The 17,751-nt window shown below is 69.7% G+C and carries 13 protein-coding genes; 5 read left to right on the plus strand and 8 right to left on the minus strand.

The window, feature by feature from the left end; genetic code table 11:
- Positions 1-69: 69 nt before the first annotated feature.
- The 7 genes from LG278_RS05015 to LG278_RS05045 form a co-directional block, all read right to left on the minus strand.
- The gene (locus LG278_RS05015; RefSeq protein ID WP_404391553.1) at positions 70-2,691 is read right to left on the minus strand and encodes an ATP-dependent Clp protease ATP-binding subunit; all 2,622 of its coding nucleotides are present in this window, start codon (positions 2,689-2,691) and stop codon (positions 70-72) included.
- Positions 2,692-2,959: 268 nt separating this feature from the next.
- Positions 2,960-3,457 carry a nucleoside deaminase gene (locus LG278_RS05020; protein WP_404391555.1) on the minus strand — a complete coding sequence of 166 codons (498 nt, stop codon included), beginning with the start codon at positions 3,455-3,457 and terminating at the stop codon, positions 2,960-2,962.
- 8 nt (positions 3,458-3,465) lie between these two features.
- A complete protein-coding gene (locus tag LG278_RS05025; RefSeq protein ID WP_404391557.1) occupies positions 3,466-4,218 on the minus strand; it encodes an SAM-dependent methyltransferase in 753 nt (250 codons plus the stop codon).
- Between the two features lie 78 nt (positions 4,219-4,296).
- Positions 4,297-5,616 (minus strand): alpha-hydroxy-acid oxidizing protein, encoded by a 1,320-nt coding sequence (locus LG278_RS05030; protein ID WP_404391558.1) that lies wholly within the window; start codon positions 5,614-5,616, stop codon positions 4,297-4,299.
- Positions 5,617-5,768: 152 nt separating this feature from the next.
- A complete protein-coding gene (locus LG278_RS05035) occupies positions 5,769-6,782 on the minus strand; it encodes a hypothetical protein (protein ID WP_404391560.1) in 1,014 nt (337 codons plus the stop codon).
- A complete protein-coding gene (locus tag LG278_RS05040) occupies positions 6,779-10,036 on the minus strand; it encodes a hypothetical protein (RefSeq protein WP_404391562.1) in 3,258 nt (1,085 codons plus the stop codon). Before LG278_RS05040 ends, LG278_RS05035 begins: the two co-directional genes overlap by 4 nt.
- A gap of 522 nt (positions 10,037-10,558) precedes the next feature.
- Positions 10,559-11,356, minus strand: coding sequence for a maleylpyruvate isomerase N-terminal domain-containing protein (locus tag LG278_RS05045; protein ID WP_404391564.1), 798 nt, complete (start codon positions 11,354-11,356; stop codon positions 10,559-10,561).
- Between the two features lie 141 nt (positions 11,357-11,497).
- On the opposite strand from LG278_RS05045, the gene LG278_RS05050 reads away from it, so the two are divergent.
- The 3 genes from LG278_RS05050 (at position 11,498) to LG278_RS05060 (ending at position 13,995) form a co-directional block, all read left to right on the plus strand.
- On the plus strand, positions 11,498-12,448 hold the full coding sequence (locus tag LG278_RS05050) for a proline dehydrogenase family protein (RefSeq protein WP_404391566.1): 951 nt from the start codon (positions 11,498-11,500) through the stop codon (positions 12,446-12,448).
- 10 nt (positions 12,449-12,458) lie between these two features.
- Complete coding sequence (gene proC, locus LG278_RS05055; protein ID WP_404391568.1) at positions 12,459-13,265, plus strand: pyrroline-5-carboxylate reductase; 807 nt, start codon at positions 12,459-12,461, stop codon at positions 13,263-13,265.
- 202 nt (positions 13,266-13,467) lie between these two features.
- Complete coding sequence (locus LG278_RS05060) at positions 13,468-13,995, plus strand: GNAT family N-acetyltransferase (protein WP_404391570.1); 528 nt, start codon at positions 13,468-13,470, stop codon at positions 13,993-13,995.
- Between the two features lie 160 nt (positions 13,996-14,155).
- On the opposite strand, the gene LG278_RS05065 is transcribed toward LG278_RS05060, so the two are convergent.
- Positions 14,156-14,824: a TrkA family potassium uptake protein gene (locus tag LG278_RS05065; protein ID WP_141842030.1), complete on the minus strand. Its 669-nt coding sequence runs from the start codon at positions 14,822-14,824 to the stop codon at positions 14,156-14,158.
- Between the two features lie 50 nt (positions 14,825-14,874).
- Here LG278_RS05065 and LG278_RS05070 point away from each other — a divergent pair, with 50 nt between their 5' ends.
- Positions 14,875-16,071 (plus strand): acetoin utilization protein AcuC, encoded by a 1,197-nt coding sequence (locus LG278_RS05070; protein ID WP_404391572.1) that lies wholly within the window; start codon positions 14,875-14,877, stop codon positions 16,069-16,071.
- Between the two features lie 297 nt (positions 16,072-16,368).
- Positions 16,369-17,730 (plus strand): aspartate--tRNA(Asn) ligase, encoded by a 1,362-nt coding sequence (gene aspS, locus LG278_RS05075; RefSeq protein WP_404391574.1) that lies wholly within the window; start codon positions 16,369-16,371, stop codon positions 17,728-17,730.
- The last annotated feature ends 21 nt before the right edge of the window (positions 17,731-17,751 follow it).

Below are 17,751 nucleotides of genomic sequence, written 5' to 3' on the forward strand. Positions count from 1 at the left end.
ACGGCGAAGGGGCCGGGGACGATGTCCCCGACCCCTCCGGTCGTGCGGTGGTGCCCGTGCGGCGCCGGGTCAGCGCTCCGTGCCGGTCAGGCCGGCGTCGGGGTAGATCTGGTCGTCGGGAACGGTCGGCGGGCCAGCGGTGACGTTGACACCGAGGGCGTCGTCGAGCGCGGGGCCCTCGGGCAGCTCCTGCAGGTCGTCGGCCGGGCGGTGCTCGGCGTCGGGGTGGGCCATGTCGGAGAAGGTGAACTTCTCGGCCTTGCCCTCACCCTCGGTGCCGACCTCGATGTACTGGCCCGACAGGAACTCGGCGTAGAGGATCTTCTCGGACAGGGCGTCCTCGATCTCGCGCTGGATGGTGCGGCGCAGCGGGCGCGCACCGAGCACGGGGTCGTAGCCCTTCTTGGCGAGCAGGTCCTTGGCGCCCTGCGTGAGCACGATGCCCATGTCCTTGTCCTTGAGCCGCTTGTCGAGCTTGGCGATCTCGAGGTCGACGATCTGCGTGATCTCGTCCTTGGTGAGGTGCGGGAACACGATGGTGTCGTCGACGCGGTTGAGGAACTCCGGGCGGAAGTGCTGCTTGAGCTCGTCGGTGACCTTGTTCTTCATCCGCTCGTAGTCGGAGCGGCTGTCGGGACCCTGCGAGAAGCCCATGCTGGCCTTGGAGATGTCTCGCGTGCCGAGGTTGGTCGTCATGATGATGACGGTGTTCTTGAAGTCGACCATCCGACCCTGCGAGTCGGTGAGGCGGCCGTCCTCGAGCACCTGCAGCAGCGAGTTGAAGATCTCCGGGTGGGCCTTCTCGACCTCGTCGAAGAGCACGACGGAGAACGGCTTGCGGCGCACCTTCTCGGTGAGCTGACCGCCCTCTTCGTAGCCGACGTAGCCGGGAGGCGAGCCGAAGAGCCGGCTGACCGTGTGCTTCTCGGAGTACTCGGACATGTCGAGCTGGATCAGCGCGTCCTCGCTGCCGAAGAGGAACTCGGCGAGCGTCTTGGCGAGCTCGGTCTTGCCGACACCGGTTGGGCCGGCGAAGATGAACGAGCCACCGGGGCGGCGCGGGTCCTTCAGTCCGGCCCGGGTGCGGCGGATCGCCTGCGAGAGCGCCTTGACGGCGTCGTTCATGCCGACGATGCGCTTGTGCAGCTCGTCCTCCATGTGGAGCAGGCGGCTGCTCTCCTCCTCGGTCAGCTTGAACACCGGGATGCCGGTGCTCGCAGCCAGGACCTCGGCGATGAGCTCCTCGTCGACCTCGGCCACGACGTCCATGTCGCCCGACTTCCACTGGGCCTCACGGGCGGCCTTCTCCTGGCGGAGGCGCTTCTCGTCGTCGCGCACCCGCGCCGCACGCTCGAAGTCCTGGCCGTCGATGGCCGACTCCTTCTCGCGCACGAGAGCGGCGATCTTCTCGTCGAACTCGCGCAGGTCCGGCGGAGCCGTCATGCGGCGGATGCGCAGTCGCGCGCCCGCCTCGTCGATGAGGTCGATCGCCTTGTCGGGCAGGAAGCGGTCGTTGACGTAGCGGTCGGCCATGTTGGCCGCCGCGACGAGCGCGCCGTCGGTGATCGTCACGCGGTGGTGGGCCTCGTAGCGGTCGCGCAGACCCTTGAGGATCTCGATGGCGTGCGGCAGCGTCGGCTCGGCCACCTGGATCGGCTGGAAGCGCCGCTCGAGGGCCGAGTCCTTCTCGATGTGCTTGCGGTACTCGTCGAGCGTCGTCGCACCGATCGTCTGCAGCTCACCACGGGCGAGCATCGGCTTGAGGATCGACGCGGCGTCGATGGCGCCCTCGGCGGCACCCGCACCGACGAGCGTGTGGATCTCGTCGATGAAGATGATGATGTCGCCGCGGGTGCGGATCTCCTTGAGGACCTTCTTCAGCCGCTCCTCGAAGTCACCGCGGTAGCGGCTGCCGGCTACGAGCGAGCCGAGGTCGAGGGTGTAGAGCTGCTTGTCCTTGAGCGTCTCGGGCACCTCGCCCTTGACGATGTCCTGGGCCAGGCCCTCGACGACGGCGGTCTTGCCGACGCCGGGCTCGCCGATGAGGACGGGGTTGTTCTTGGTGCGGCGCGACAGCACCTGCATGACGCGCTCGATCTCCTTCTCGCGCCCGATGACCGGGTCGAGCTTGCCCTCGCGGGCAGCCTGCGTGAGGTTGCGACCGAACTGGTCGAGCACGAGCGAGCCCGCGGGGGTGCCCTCGGCCTGACCGGGGCCGACGCCGGCGCCGGCCTTGTCGCCGCTCTGGCCACCCTGGTAGCCGGAGAGCAGCTGGATGACCTGCTGGCGGACCTTGTTGAGCTCCGCGCCGAGCTTGACGAGGACCTGGGCGGCGACGCCCTCGCCCTCGCGGATGAGCCCGAGCAGGATGTGCTCGGTGCCGATGTAGCTGTGGCCGAGCTGGAGCGCCTCGCGGAGCGAGTACTCGAGGACCTTCTTCGCGCGGGGCGTGAAGGGGATGTGGCCGGTCGGGGCCTGCTGCCCCTGGCCGATGATCTCCTGGACCTGGGCCCGCACCGCCTCGAGCGAGATGTCGAGCGACTCGAGGGCCTTCGCGGCGACGCCTTCGCCTTCGTGGATCAGACCCAGGAGGATGTGCTCGGTCCCGATGTAGTTGTGGTTGAGCAGGCGTGCTTCCTCCTGCGCGAGGACAACCACCCTCCGGGCCCTGTCGGTGAACCGTTCGAACATGTTCCTTCTCCTGACTGATCGAGAGACATCTCGATGCTATCCGTGCACACGCTGGCCCGCTGTCGACGAGCACACCCCGACCAACGTCGCCGGTGGGGCTCCTGTTCCCCATCCTGAGCGTGAGGGGCTCAGGTTCCGAGTCTGTTCGCCATGAGCGGAACGCCGGCGCGACGCCTCATGCGTGCGACCTTCGTCGACGGTCTCACCGCTCCCTACCCGCTCCAGTCTCGACGCCTCGTGTTGCGTCGCGGTTTCGCAGCGGTGTCGGTCAGGAATCCGATGGCGGGTCGACGCCGGCGAAGCGCGCATGGAGCCCGCGCACCTCGTCCTCGAGCTCGGGCGCCGGCCCGTCGACGACGATCCCCGGCACCAGGGCGCCGATGGGGTATGCCGTCACCGGGCTCGCGGGCCCACCCCACGACGCGCGCCACGCGGTCAGCTGCGCCGAGCTCGCGGCATACACGATGCGACCGAGGCCGGCCCACCCGTGCGCCGCGGCGCACATCGGGCAGTGCTCGCCGGAGGTGTAGACGGTCGAGGCGGCCCGCTCCCGCGGGGAGAGGTGGGTGCCCGCCCAGCGGGCGATCGCGAACTCGGGGTGCTGGGTGGCCTCGAGCGCCACGACGTGGTTGTGGTCCTCGAAGAGCACCTCGCCCTGCTCCGAGACGAGCAGCGAGCCGAAGGGCTCGTCGCCGCGGTCGAGGGCCTGCCGGGCGAGGGCGACGGCACGACGCAGGTGGACGAGGTCGGTGCCGGTGAGACTCATGCGGACCCTCACCCGACCCTCCCCGTGACGAGGGCGAAGGTGATGAAGGCGCCGCCGTCCGCCTCGAGCATGCTCTGCACGGGGGAGGAGTGCTCGCCCTTGAGCTCGAGCACCGCGCGCTCCCACAGCAGCCAGTTGGCGCACCCGTCGTCCTGGGTGCGCGCCGTGACCGAGGCGAAGGCGCGACTGAAGGCCCACTGGCTGCGCAGCCACTCGGCGGTGTGCCACGCGGCGCTCTCGGCGCCGACGACCCGGTCGATGTGCTCGGGGATCTCGCCGAGCTCGCGCACCTCGGTGGTCAGGGCGGGCGTCGCGACCCCGAGCTGCCCACCGGGCACGAGGAACTTCGCGAGGTAGGGCGGGTAGCTGTCGGCCGTGCCGAAGTACTCCCAGGCGTCGATGCTGACGATCGCGTCGAAGGTGCCGTGGCCGAAGGGCAGTGCGTGCGCGTCGACCCGCATCGGCAGGACGCGGTCGGCGACGCCCTCCGTGCGGAAGACAGCGGCGGCCTCGGTCGGGTCGACCCACAGGTCGGCTGCGACCACGTCGACGCCGTATTCCTTGGCGAGGAAGACCGACGTGGCACCGAGCCCCGAGCCGAGGTCGAGCACGCGCATGCCCGGGCGCAGGTCGAGGTCCGTGGCAAGGTCCTCGAGGAGCCACAGTGGGTGCGGACCCATGTCGAGGTCGACGAGCCACCGCGCGTCGTAGGTCGCCGACTTGGGGAACGCGTCCTTGCTCAGGTGGTCGAGGGCGGGCATGGCTCGATCCTGCGCCACCGGTCGCGACGGCGTCGAGCCGTTTCACCCGTCGAGTCCCGGGGGCCAGCCGTCAGGTGGTCAGGGCGCCCGGCGCAGGCGGTCGACGGTGACATCGGCGAGGGAGGCGCAGCCCGTGAGCCCCATCTGGAGGTCGAGCTCGGCACGCAGGTTGCGCAGCACCTCGGCGACGCCGTCGGAGCCGGCGAGGGCAAGGCCATAGACGTGCGGCCGCCCGATCCCCACGGCCGTGGCGCCGAGAGCAAGGGCGGTGAAGACGTCTGCCCCGCAACGGATCCCGCTGTCGAAGATGATCGGGGCGGAGGATCCGGCGTCACGCACCGCGGCCACGACGTCCGGAAGCGCGTCGAGCGCGGCCACCGACCGGTCGACCTGTCGACCGCCGTGGTTGGAGACGTAGATGCCGTCCATGCCGGCGTCGACGGCGCGCCGGGCGTCGTCGGGGTGCAGGATCCCCTTGAGCACGATGGGCAGGCTGGTCAGCTCGCGCAGCCGCGGCAGGTCGTCCCACGTCAGCGACGGACGGCTGAAGACCTCGAGGAAGGTCTCGACGGCGGCACGCGGCTCCTTAGCGGTGAGGTTGTCGCGGGTGCGCCCCGGGTGGTTGCGGCTCATCGACAGCAGGGTGCCGATGGCAGCGGCAGTCGGTCGTGGGCGTGGCTGCGTCTCCGCGCTGTTCGACGGGGAGGACCGCTCGGCCGACTGCCGGGCCACCCGCTCCGCGACGCGCCGCTGGAAGACGGGGTCGGACGTGTACTGGGCGATCCCCTCGCCACGGGCGAAGGGAAGGTGCCCGAGGTCGAGGTCGCGGGGGCGCCAGCCGAGGTATGCCGTGTCGAGCGTCACGACGAGCGCCTCGCTTCCGCAGGCCTCGGCGCGGGCCACGAGACTCGCGACGAGGTCGTCGTCGCTGCTCCAGTAGAGCTGGTACCAGTGGCTGGAGCCGCGCAGCGTGCTCGCGATCTCCTCCATCGGGACGGAGGCCTGGGTGCTGATGATCTGGGTGACGTGTTGCTGCCGCGCTCCCCGGGCCAGGGCAAGGTCGGCCTCGTCGTGCGCCATCGACAGCACGCCGACCGGGGCGACGAGCAGGGGGCTCTCGTGCCGACGGCCGAAGAGCTCGACGCCGGTGTCGCGCGCCGTGGTGTCGACGAGCATGCGGGGGACCACCTGCCAACGGTCGAAGGCGGCGACGTTGGCTCGCGCCGTCGCCTCCGATCCTGCTGAGCCAGCGACGTAGCCAAAACCATTGCGGGACATGGTCCTTCGTGCGGCGGCCTCGAGAGCCGTGCTGTCGGTGGGCACGAGCGGCCGATGGCCGAAGGCTCCCGCTCCATAGATCGCGGACTGCACGGTGCGCCCGAAGCCCAGTGACGGCATACCTGCTCCCTTGCTCGTGCCGTTCTGCCGGCCGAGGTGACGGCGGCATGTCGCTGTCTACCCGATCCTGGCCGGGACGTCGAGGCATCCGGGGCAGCGGAACGGGGACCGGCGAACCGGTCCCCGTCCGTGTGCGATTCAGGCGCCAGCCGTCACAGCACGTTGTTGTTGTACTTGTCCAGCGTGGTAGCGAGGCTGTTCATCGTCGCCGCGTCAGCCGCACTGATGGCTGCGTGAGACAGCCCGTTGAACTTGTACTTGCCGAGCAGCAGCACCGACTGGTTGATCTGAGCGGTGACGGTCGTCGCCGCGTCGGCCTTGTAGTTCAGCTGGGCCGCCACGAGCTGTGCCGCGAGGTTGAAGGCGGGATCACTCGCCATCTTCTTCTTGCCATCGATCGTCGACTTGTTGAGCAGGTTGACTGCCTTGGCACAGTCCACTGCCTTCTGCTCGTTGGCTCCCGCCTTGAGCGTCAGGTAGTAGTCGATGCCGAACACTGGCCAGCCGCCGCTCGTCGCCGAGACGACCATCCCGGTGGCACCGTACTTGGCGAGTGCGATGTCGAGCGAGTTCTTCGACTTGAGAGCCGACTTCGCGCACGAAGCCCAGTTCTTCCAGTAGCCGATGGTGAGGCCGAAACCACCCGGCGGCCGGTTGTTGAGCACCTCGAACACCGTCGGGTCCGGACCGGTCTGAGCGACGAAGTCCAGGCAGTAGACGTTGTTGACGACGCCCGGGTTGAGCGTCACGCCGTCCGCGAGGTACTGCTCGGGCACGAACTGCGCCGCGCCGAGGTTGATGATCCAACCCGTGTCGGGCAGCTGCTCACACACCTGGTAGTGGTCCCCAGGCGTGAGAAGCGTGGCAAAGGTGAACTCTCCGGCATTGGCGGCGTTGGCGACCTTGGTCTCCAGGACGGTGCCCGGGTTGCCGATGATCGCCGTGGCTCCCTGGCGCAGCTGGAAGGTGAACACCTCGAGGCCGGTTGGCGGCTGCGGGTTCGAGCCGTCGTGGTTCGCAACGGTCTTGACGACCTTTGCCGTGCCCCGCATCCGGTTGGTGAAGGTGCACGTCACGGTCTCGCCCGGCTGGACGGAGATCGCGGTCACTGCGCTCCCGTCGTCACACGTCTTCGTGATGAGCTCCCAGACTGCTGGGATGTTCACCTCGGCGACGCTGTACGTGGCCGGAAGCAGCAGGCCCGAGTCGTTGCTCTCGCCGTCGGCCAGGCTGAAGTTCGCCGCGTAGTTCGGGTCGAACTCGAACAGCTGGCTCGAGCCGGCAGGTTGCGTGACCTTCTTGCCGTGATCTTGCCGCGCTGCGTGTTGGTGAACGTGCAGGTCACGGTCTCACCCGGGTCGAGCTTGAACGTGGCCTTTGCGGTGGCCAGGCTCGTGGTGCTCGCGGTCGGGCTGGCGCCGTCGTCGCAGCTGAGGCCCGTCAGGTCCCACCCGGTCGGCACGGTCTCTGTCGAGGTGTACGTGCCGGCGACGAGGTCCTGCACCGAGATCGCGCCACCGTTGCCGATGCTGCCGGCCACGTGACCCGTGTAGGTGAACAGGTCGGTGGCCGTCGTCGGGTCGGTGATCTTCTTGACGATGATCGTGCCGCGCTGCCGGTTGTTGAACGTACACGTCACGACCTCACCCGACTGCAGGCTGATCGCTGCCGGGTCGCTCCCGTCGTTGCACGTGGCACTCGTGAGGTCCCACCCGCTGGGGGTGTTCTCGAGGACCGAGTAATCGCCCGGGACGAGGTAGCCCGAGTCGCGGCTCTGGCCGTCGCTCAGCTCGAAGTTCGCGCCGTAGCTGGTGTCGAACTCGAACTTCTGCGTCGAGCCGTCGGGGTCGGTCTGCTTGACGACGATGATCTTGCCGCGCTGCGTGTTGGTGAACGTGCAGGTGACCGTCTCGCCGGCGTCGAGGCCGATGGCCTTCGGGTCGCTGCCGTCGTCACACGACGCACCGGTTTGGTCCCACCCGGTCGGGGTGAGCTCGTCGACCGAGTAGTCGCCGGGCACGAGCAGGCCGGAGTCGGCCTGCTGGCCGTCCTTCAGGAAGAAGTTCGCGCCATAGCTCGTGTCGAACTCGAACGACTGCGTCGCGCCCGTGGGGTCGGTGACCTTCTTGACGATGATCGTGCCGCGCTGCGTGTTGGTGAACGTGCAGGTGACCGTCTCGCCGGCTGCCAGGTCGATGGCGTCGACCGTGCTTCCGTCGTCGCACGTTGCGTTCGTCTGGTCCCAGCCACTCGGCGTCAGCTCGTCCACCGCGTAGGTGCCGGGCACGAGCAGTGAGGACTCGTTGCTCTCGCCGTTCTGGAGGAAGAAGTTCGCGCCGTAGTCCGGATCGAACTCAAACGACTGCGTCGAGGTGACCGGGTCGGTCACCTTCTTGACGATGATCTTCCCGCGCTGGGTGTTGGTGAAGGCGCAGGAGAGGATCTTGCCGCTGTCGGTCGTCAGGTCGAGCGTGAACGAGCAGGTCCGCGCCGGCTTGTTCGTCGTGACCCTGGCGGGCACGCCGCCGAAGTCACCGGTGAGGCCCGTCAGGTCGTAGCCGGCCTGCTGGGTCTCGGTGATGGTGTACGTGCCGCCGTCGACGCTCAGCAGAGCCGCGAAGGCGTCGTAGCCGTCGCCAGCCATGACGTTGTTCAGCGTCTCGCTCAGTCCACCGGGTCCGGTCAACGTGAAGGTCCAGTCACCGCTGGTGACCGGCACGGTGTCCTTCTTGACCCTCGCGGACGCTGCGGGAGCGCTGTTGTGCACGGGGAAGGTCAGAGCGCAGGTGCTCGGGTCACCGGCCACGAGGGCGAAGGTCTTCGCCGCCGTGTCCTGAGCCGAGTACGGCGCCGTGGCGTCCTCGTGGAACGAGTACGAGCCCGTGATGTCGAGTCCGCCGATCGTGTTCGAGCTCACCGGCCCAGTCGAGTTGGCAGGAAGGTCCACCGTCGCGATGTCACCCGTCGCCACCAGGGCGTTCTGCAGGTGGAAGGTGAAGGCGAGAGCCTTGGCGATCGAGAGGCTGGCGGTCTTGGACACCGTGACGCGTCCGGTCGCCTGGGTGGAGACGCCGATCGAGGCGTCGGCCGAGGCGGTGAACCCGTCTGATCCCGTGAGAGTCGCCGTGTCGGACAGCGTGCCGGTCGTGACGATTGCGGACGTGGAGTAGATCGTCTTGGTGAAGGTCACCGAGCCGGAGCCACTCTGCTCGTCAGAGGTCCACGAGACCGGACCCGTCGTCTTCGTGCCGGCGACGTAGCCGTTGTCGAACGAGCCGGAGGCGCCGGTGAACGAGTCGGTCGAGAAGCTGAGACCAGTGCCCGTGATGGACTCGACGTCGGTGATCGTCGCCGTGCCGTTCGTGGTGACGCCCGAGGACTGCACCGTGGCACTCGCCGTGGCCGTGGTCGCTCCCGGCACGCTCACACCGGTGACCTTGTCGGTGTAGGTCGCCGTGGCGACGTCGTTGAGGTCCGTCGTGCCCGAGGGCACCGTGGTCGTGTGCGTGAGCACGAGCATGGTCGTGTTCGCGGGGACGTCCACCGGCCCGGACACCGCCGGAGCACCCACCGGACTCAGGCCAGACCTGATCTGGTCGCTGACGTTGACCGTGATGACGCGAGAGGCGGGGTTCGTGGCATACACGTTGGTGACGATGGTGATGTCACCGTCCGGTGTGGCCGCCAGCTTCGTCCACCTCACCGTGATCTCCGCGGACTGGCTGTAGCTCGTCGAGCCGGTGCACGTGTCAGCGAAGCTGACGGTCGCGGGGGTCGGCTCCTTGACGACGTTCCACACGTGGTCGCTGTCCTGGGTGGCCGTCATGTCCTTGGACAGCTCCTGCGGCAGGATCGCGTTGACCGGGATCGAGATCTCCTTGGACCCGATGCCCGACGTGTCGAGGTCATCGTTGGCGAGGTTGAAGTGGAGGGAGGCGCCCGGGTAGAGGTGCGAGCCGAGCGCCAGTCGGGCATAGAAGTCGTAGACGCACTCCGTGTTGTCCGGAAGGTTGTTGAGCGTCACGATGCGGTAGAGCGTGATGTCGGCGCTGCCGATGCCGGGGCTCTTGAACTGCTGCGCCGTCGAGGAGAACGTGGTGCAGCCCGTTGCGGACGAGTGCGCCGTGTTGAGGGTTGGCGCGCTGATGACGTCATAGCCGGGCCTGCCGGCGTCATAGTTGTCGACGGCGATGGCAAAGGCAAGGTTCTGGCTGTCCGGTGCGGAGTTGCCCGCCTTGACGGTGACGCGGTACGGCACGAGGTCGAGCTCGTTCCAGCCCGGGCCGAGGTTGCCCGGGGTGTAGTCGCCGTCCGGACAGATGAACTGGCCGCCGATCGGCAGGACGATGCTGCCGTCGTTGCGGCAGCCCTCCTTGCTGTACGAGACGCCACTGCCGGTCGTCTCGGCACTTGCAGGCATGGCTGTCACGGTGATGGCGAGCGCGCTCGAGGCGATCACGGCCAACGTGGCAAAGAACGAGACCACAGACGTGCGTGCTCTCGCGGCGCGCCCCCCGGCGCCAGGTGAATGCATTTTCACTTTTCCCTCCAACAAAGCGGTGAATGGACCGTTTGTTCGGTCTATGTCCACCAGTCCGAGTTGCAGGAATGCCTCGCTTATGCCCCCGACCTCGCCGCGCCGCACCCATCGGTCGGATCTGGTCATTGGGGGAGGATTGCCGCGAGTCGCTTTGCTTCCCAAGGCATTCGCGTCGCGTCACCTCTCCGGATCACCCGAGGGCCGTGCCCCCGCGCGGTCAACACAGAGCGTAGATCCGCAATTCATGGGGTGTGTGCAGAACGCAGCAAAATAGCGTGCCCAGGCAATCTCTTTGGCAGCCCATGGCCAGTTATGAGTGCTATTTCGGGAGAATGCGATTTGGTGCCCACGACAGCATCAAGCGCGACATGTTGCCCCATCGGGCACCCTCGGTCGGCGGGGCTACCACGTGACCGACACGGTGTCGGTCCACCACCGCTCGACCTCGTCGCGCGGGTCGCCGCCGCGACTCCACAGGCGCAGCGCGAGCTCGACCGGCTCGCCGGTCAGCACGGCGTCGTGCGCAGGCACCTCGGCGCCCGCCTCGAGGTCGAGTCGCTCGACGACGGGAGGCCGGTCGGGGCCGATGTCGAGCAGCCACGCGCGCGTCGTCGACATCGGTGCGACGAGGAGGCGGAGCGGCGCGTGGGTGACACCCTGCCTGGCCCGCGGCACGAAGCCGGTGAGCAGCTCGTCGATGCCGTCGATCGCGATGGCGTCGCGGATCCAGGTCTCGTCGGGGCGCGGCGCGCGTCCGAGCCGGGCCGCGAGGGCGTCGACCGCGTGGACGGTCGTCTCGTGGCACTGCCGTCGCGCCCAGAAGAGCCGCGGCGGCGGGGCATCACGCAGGAAGGGGCGGCCCGCGAGGTCGTCGGGTGCGACGACGATCGCCTGCAGCAGCGCGGTCGCGCCGTCGTCGAACCAGCCGAGCAGGTCGGGCGCCGCCAGCCCCGCCTGCTCGAAGGCGCCGGGCTCGGTGTCGGGAGTGCCCCTCAGGTGGCTCGTCGCCCAGCGGTGCACCATGCCCTGATGCGCCACAAGGTCACGCACCGTCCACCCGGGGCAGGTCGGCACGGGCGCGTCGAGGCCGGCCGCCGCCGCATTGGCCCGCAGCACCGTGGCCGCGGCGCCGAGCGCGTCGCCCAGCTCGTCGAGCGACGGCAGCCGCAGCCGTATGCCGTCCGATGGTCGCTCCTGCACAGGTCTCCTGCCGCTCGTCGTCCCGCTCGTCATCCCACTCGTCCTCGCGCGGTCGAGTCTGCCGCACGGTCCCGCCAGGGCACCGGTCCCGCGGCGGTAGATTTGCGGGCGACCCGCACTCGAGCCCGACCGGAGGCACCCGTGGACGCCAGCGACCTGCTGCGCAACTCGCTCCTGCAGCTGTCCAAGCAGGAGAAGATCCGAGACGTCATCGAGAAGGCGCCGGTGTCACGCTCCGTCGTGCGCCGCTTCGTGCCCGGAGTCGACAACGCCGACGTCGTCGGCGCCGCCACCGAGATCGGCGCCTCCGGCCGCCTGTCGACGATCGACTACCTCGGGGAGGACACCACCGACCTCGCGCAGGCCCGCCACACGCGTGACGCCTACGTGTCGCTGCTCACCGCCCTGCGCGACCAGGGGCTCACCGAGGGCGGGGCCGTGGAGGTCTCGCTCAAGCTGAGCGCGCTCGGCCAGGCCCTCCCGGGCGACGGCAACGCGATCGCCCTCGACCACGCCCGCGAGATCTGCGAGGTCGCGCGCAGCGCCGGCACGACGGTGACGCTCGACATGGAGGACCACACGACGACGGACCTGACGCTCGACGCCCTGCGCGAGCTGCGGGCCGACTTCCCGACCGTCGGCGCGGTGCTCCAGTCCTATCTCTACCGCACCGAGGCCGACTGCCGGGACCTCGCGCACGAGGGCTCGCGGGTGCGCCTCTGCAAGGGTGCCTACAAGGAGCCCGAGTCCGTCGCCTTCCAGACCGGGGCCGACGTCGACAAGTCCTACGTGCGGTGCCTCAAGATCCTCATGCAGGGCGAGGGCTACCCGATGGTGGCGTCGCACGACCCGCGCCTCATCGAGATCGCCGGGGCGCTCGCCGGCCAGGCCGGCCGCGACCCGAAGTCCTTCGAGTACCAGATGCTCTACGGCATCCGGCCCGAGGAGCAGAAGCGCATCGCCGACCGCGGCGACCAGATGCGGGTCTACATCCCCTATGGCGAGGAGTGGTACGGCTACCTCATGCGGCGGATGGCCGAGAAGCCCGCCAACGTCGCGTTCTTCCTGCGCGGCGTCGCGTCGAAGAACTGACGGGGCCGTCATGACGACCACCGCGATCTTCGGCGCAGGGGTGATGGGCGAGACGCTGGTCTCCGGCCTCATCCGCTCGGGACGTGAGGCGTCCGACCTCATCGTCACGGGGCGCACCCCCGACAAGGTCAACGCGCTCGCCGAGCGCTACGGCGTGCGGGCCCTCTCGAACGCGGAGGCGGCCGACCTCGCCGACACCCTCGTGCTCTGCGTCAAGCCACAGGACATGACGGCTCTGCTCGACGAGCTGCGTGACCACGTCGCCCCGGGCAACACCGTCATCTCGCTCGCGGCGGGCATCACGACCGAGCTGCTCGAGTCACGACTGCCCGAGGGCACGTCGGTCGTGCGCGTCATGCCCAACACCCCGGCTCTCGTCGACCAGGGCATGTCCGGCATCTCGCCCGGGCGGCACTGCACCGAGGACCACCTGGCCGAGGCCGAGGCGCTGCTCAGCTCGTGCGGCAAGGTCGTGCGGCTGGCTGAGAAGCACCTCGACGCCGTCACCGCGATCTCGGGCAGCGGGCCCGCCTACATCTTCTACGTCGTCGAGGCGATGATCGAGGCGGGCGTGGTGCTTGGCCTGCCACGGGCGACCTCGACCGAGCTCGTCGTGCAGACCCTCTACGGCGCTGCCACGATGCTGCGCGAGACGGGCGAGCACCCGACCGTTCTGCGGGAGCAGGTCAGCTCGCCCGGCGGCACGACGGTCGCGGCGCTGCGCCAGCTCGACGACCACAAGGTGCGAGCCGCCTTCGTCACGGCAATCGAGGCGGCTGCCGCCCGCTCCAAGCAGCTGGCCTCCGGTCAGGGCTGAGGCCGGTGGGTGAGCACCACCACCGAGCGAGCCATGAGGGCAATGCTTTCCGGGATGAACGTGTCTCCGCGGGCCGCCCAGGCGTTTGCGCGGTCGGTCGGGAGGCGGCCGGAGTCCGTGCGGCAGGGGCGCCCCGACTGTTCACCGATCGGCTGCCGCTTGCGCGTGCGTCGGGACGGCCGGGCATGCAAAGGTTGACCCCATGACCGACATCAGCGTGCGCTCCCTCGGCGAGGACGACTGGCAGGACTACCGCTCGGTCCGGCTCGCGGCATTGCGTGAGTCCCCCGAGGCCTTTGTGGCGACGGTCGACGAGGAGGAGGCCTTCGACGAGGATCTCTGGCGAGAGCGGATGCGGCGGTCGGCCCGCCTCGTCGCCGAGCGCGCCGGAGAGGCGATCGGGGTCGTCAGCGTCGGCAGGGCCGAGTCGGAGGAGGGTGACGCCGGCGAGCTCTTCGGCCTCTGGGTCCGCCCCGACGCCCGCGGGTCGGGCGTCGCGACGAGGCTCGTCAAGCAGGGCGCCTCGCTCGCGGCGGCACGCGGCCAGTCGCACCTCGTCTACTGGGTCGGCACCGAGAACGGTCGCGCAGTGGCCTTCGCGAGCGGCATGGGCTTCCGCCCCACCGACTACCGCCGGCCGATGGGCGTCGTCAGCGAGGAGGACGGCGAGGAGGAGATCGCCATGGTCCTCGCCCTCGGCAGCGACCCGAGCGCCGCGCCGCGACTCTGACCGCACCGCGCACCCGACCTCGCGCGCTGACCGCACCGCGCGTCTCACCTCACCACGCCGTCCCCCTAGCAGTGGCGTGCCTCGGGCATGCTTGTCCTAGAAGCGAACTCGCCTGGACGAGCGGGCCGGCCCGCCCGATCGACCGCCCCGGCGGGTCGTCTCAGGGGCGGGCCGCGAAGCGCTCGATCAGCTCGGTGGGGCCACTGACGATGAGCATGTGGTGCGCCGAGATCTTCGTCTGCGGCACGGCATACGTGAAGTCCTCGCCCGGCGCCTTGACGCCGACGATGGTGACGCCGTACTTCCGGCGCACCTGGCTCTGCTCGAGGGTGAAGCCGATCGTCTCGCTCGGCGGCTTGATCTTGACGATGGCGAAGCCGTCGTCGAACTCGATGTAGTCGAGCAGCTTGCCGTTGACGAGGTGCGCGACGCGGCGTCCCGAGTCGGCCTCGGGGGAGATGACGTGGTGCACCCCGATGCGGTCGAGGATGCGCTTGTGCTCGGGCGACAGCGCCTTGGCCCAGATCGACGGCACGCCCGCGTCGACGAGGTTGGCCGCGGCCAGCACCGACGACTCGACCGAGCTGCCGATGCCGACGACGGCGATCTTGGGCTCCGCGCTGCGGATCATCTCGAGGGCGCTCGCCTGCGCCATGTCGGCGTGCACGACCTTGGCCACCTTGTTGACGAAGCTCTCGGCGAGCTGGTTGTTGCGCTCGACGGCGATCACCCGGTGCCCGAGTCGGGTGAGCTCGAGCGCCACGGCCGAGCCGAACCGCCCCATCCCGATGACGATGACGTCATCGTCGAAGAGCCGGTTGCGTGCCATGGGTCATAACCTCCGTCGTCTGCGGTGTCTCCCGCGATAGCGTCTCAATCATGCCAAGTCAGGCCAGGGTCGTCTGGGACACCGCGTTCACGAGGTATGACTTCGGTCCGATGCACCCTATGGCGCCCATCCGGCTCGACCTCACCGCCCGCCTCTGCGACGCGCTCGGGGTGCTCGACGCCCCCGGGGTCGAGGTCGTCGGGGCCGAGGTCGCGAGCGACGAGCTGCTCGCGACCGTTCACGACGCCGACTACATCGCGGCCGTCAAGGCGGCGTCGGTCGACCCCGCGACTGCCGACACGGCATACGGCCTCGGCACGGAGGACGACCCCGCCTTCCTCGGGATGCACGACGCCAGCGCACGCGTGGTCACCGGCACCCTCGAGAGCTGCCGGGCGGTGTGGACGGGCGAGGCGGAGCACGCCGTCAACTTCTGCGGCGGCCTGCACCACGCGATGCCGGGTGCGGCCAGCGGCTTCTGCGTCTACAACGACGCGGCCGTCGGCATCCGGTGGCTGCTCGCCAACGGTGCCGAGCGGGTCGCCTACGTCGACCTCGACGTGCACCACGGCGACGGGGTCGAGCGCATCTTCTGGGACGACCCGCGCGTGCTGACGATCTCGGTGCACGAGAGCGGTCGGGCGCTCTTCCCCGGCACCGGCTGGCCGACCGACATCGGCGGGCCCGAGGCCGAGGGCGACACCGTCAACGTGTCGTTGCCGCCCGGGCTGCCCGACGCCGGGTGGCTGCGGGCCATCCACGCCACCGTCCCCGCGCTCGTGCGCGCCTTCAAGCCCGACGTGCTCGTCACCCAGCACGGCTGCGACACGCACGTGGAGGACCCGCTGGCCCACTTCGCGGTGTCGGTCGACGCCCAGCGCTCGGCGGCTGATGCCATGCACCGCCTGGCCCACGACGTGTGCCAGGGGCGGTGGGTCGCCCTCGGCGGCGGCGGCTACGAGGTCGTCGACGTCGTGCCGCGCTCGTGGACCCACCTGACGGCCATTGCTGCCCACGCACCGATCAAGACTTCTGAGCCGGTGCCGCAGGAGTGGCGCGACCACGTCGAGCGGGTGACCGGCCGGCCCGGCCCGCACCGGATGGGCGACCTCACCGCCGAGGACGGCCCGCTCTGGTGGCGCTCGTGGGAGATGGGCTACGACCCCGCGAGCGAGGTGGACCGGGCCATCATGGCGACGCGCAGCGCGGTCTTCCCCCTGCACGGCCTCGACGTCCACTTCGACTGACGATCGAGAGAGCAATCCGCCCGATCGAGAGAGCGACCCGCCCGATCGAAAGAGCGACCCGCCCGATCGAAAGAACGATCCGTCCGCTTCACGCGCCCGCGACGTGCCCGGCAAAAGGGGACGGATTGCTCTTTCGATTGCGGGTAGGGTTGTGCGCACGGCGACGACGGGCCTGACGATCCTGAGCCGAGCACGACCAGAGGCCGACCGCGATCCGCGGCGGCGAAGGTGTGGTGGCACAGCGACATTCCCCATCGCCCACACCTCCGGGGCACCAACCCTCTGGAGGTGAACGGAATGCAACCCACCCAACCCCTGACCACTCCGCGCGTGCTCGCGCGGGACCTCGCGTCCGTCGAGCCCGGTGAGCGGGCCACGCTCGCCGGCTGGATCCATCGACGGCGCGTCCTCGCGAGCGTGACCTTCCTCGTGCTGCGCGACCGGACCGGCCTGGCCCAGGTCGTCGTCAAGGACCCCGCGACGATCGCGCAGCTCCACGGGCTCCCCGAGGAGACCGTCGTCGAGGTCACCGGAGCGGTCACCCGCAACGAGGCCGCCCCCGGGGGAGCCGAGCTCACCGAGCCGGTCATCACCGCCCTCACCGAGCCGGCGCTGCCCCCGCCCACGGAGCTGTGGCGGCCCACCTTCGGCGCTGGCCTGCCGACGCACCTTGACCACGCGGCGGTGACCCTGCGCCACCCCCGGCACCGGGCGGCCTGGCAGCTCGCCAGCGCCTCCATGGCGGGCTTCCGCTCCGCCCTCGGCGCCCTCGACTTCACCGAGATCGCCACGCCCAAGCTCGTCGGCACCGCCACGGAGTCCGGTGCCAACGTCTTCACCGTCGACTACTTCGGGCGCACCGCCTACCTCGCGCAGAGCCCGCAGCTCTACAAGCAGATGCTCGTCGGGGTCTTCGAGCGCGTCTTCGAGGTCGGCCCGGTCTTCCGCGCCGAGCCGCACGACACCGTGCGCCACCTCGCGCAGTACACCTCGCTCGACGCCGAGCTCGGCTTCATTCGCGACCACCGTGACGTGCTCACGGTGCTGCGCGCAGCCATCGCCGGCATGGTCGAGCACATCAGGCGGTATGCCGCCGACGCCGCTGCGCTCCTGGGCGTCGAGCTGCCCGAGGTGCCCGCCGAGTTCCCCGTCATCCACTTCCGCGACGCCCTGGCGCGCGTGGGCGCCGACCCGGACGAGCCCGACCTCAGCCCCGCGCACGAGCGCGCGCTCAGCGAGTGGGCCAGGACGGCGTACGGCTCGGATTTCCTTGCGGTGGAGGGCTACCCGATGGGCAAGCGCCCTTTTTACACAGCACCAGAGGGGTATGGGCCGACCGGGCCACGCGGGTCGTCTGGGGGTGCTCGGGGGGTGGAGCCCCCCGAGGGTTCCAACAGTTTTGACCTGCTCTTCCGGGGGCTGGAGCTGACGACCGGGGGGCAGCGGCTGCACCGGCCGTCGGACTATGCGGCGGCGATGGCGCGGACCGGCACGGACCCCGTGCTGCTGGCCGGCTACCTCGACGCCTTCGCGCACGGCATGCCTCCACATGGCGGCTTCGCCATCGGTCTGGAAAGGTGGGTCGCGCGGCTCACCGGCGCCGAGAACGTGCGCGAGGTGACGCTCTTCCCGAGGGACCTGCACCGGCTCGCCCCCTGAGGTCGGGGTTCGTCGCCGCGG

The organism is Humibacillus xanthopallidus (assembly GCF_044793955.1).
GTDB classification, from domain to species: domain Bacteria; phylum Actinomycetota; class Actinomycetes; order Actinomycetales; family Dermatophilaceae; genus Humibacillus; species Humibacillus xanthopallidus_C.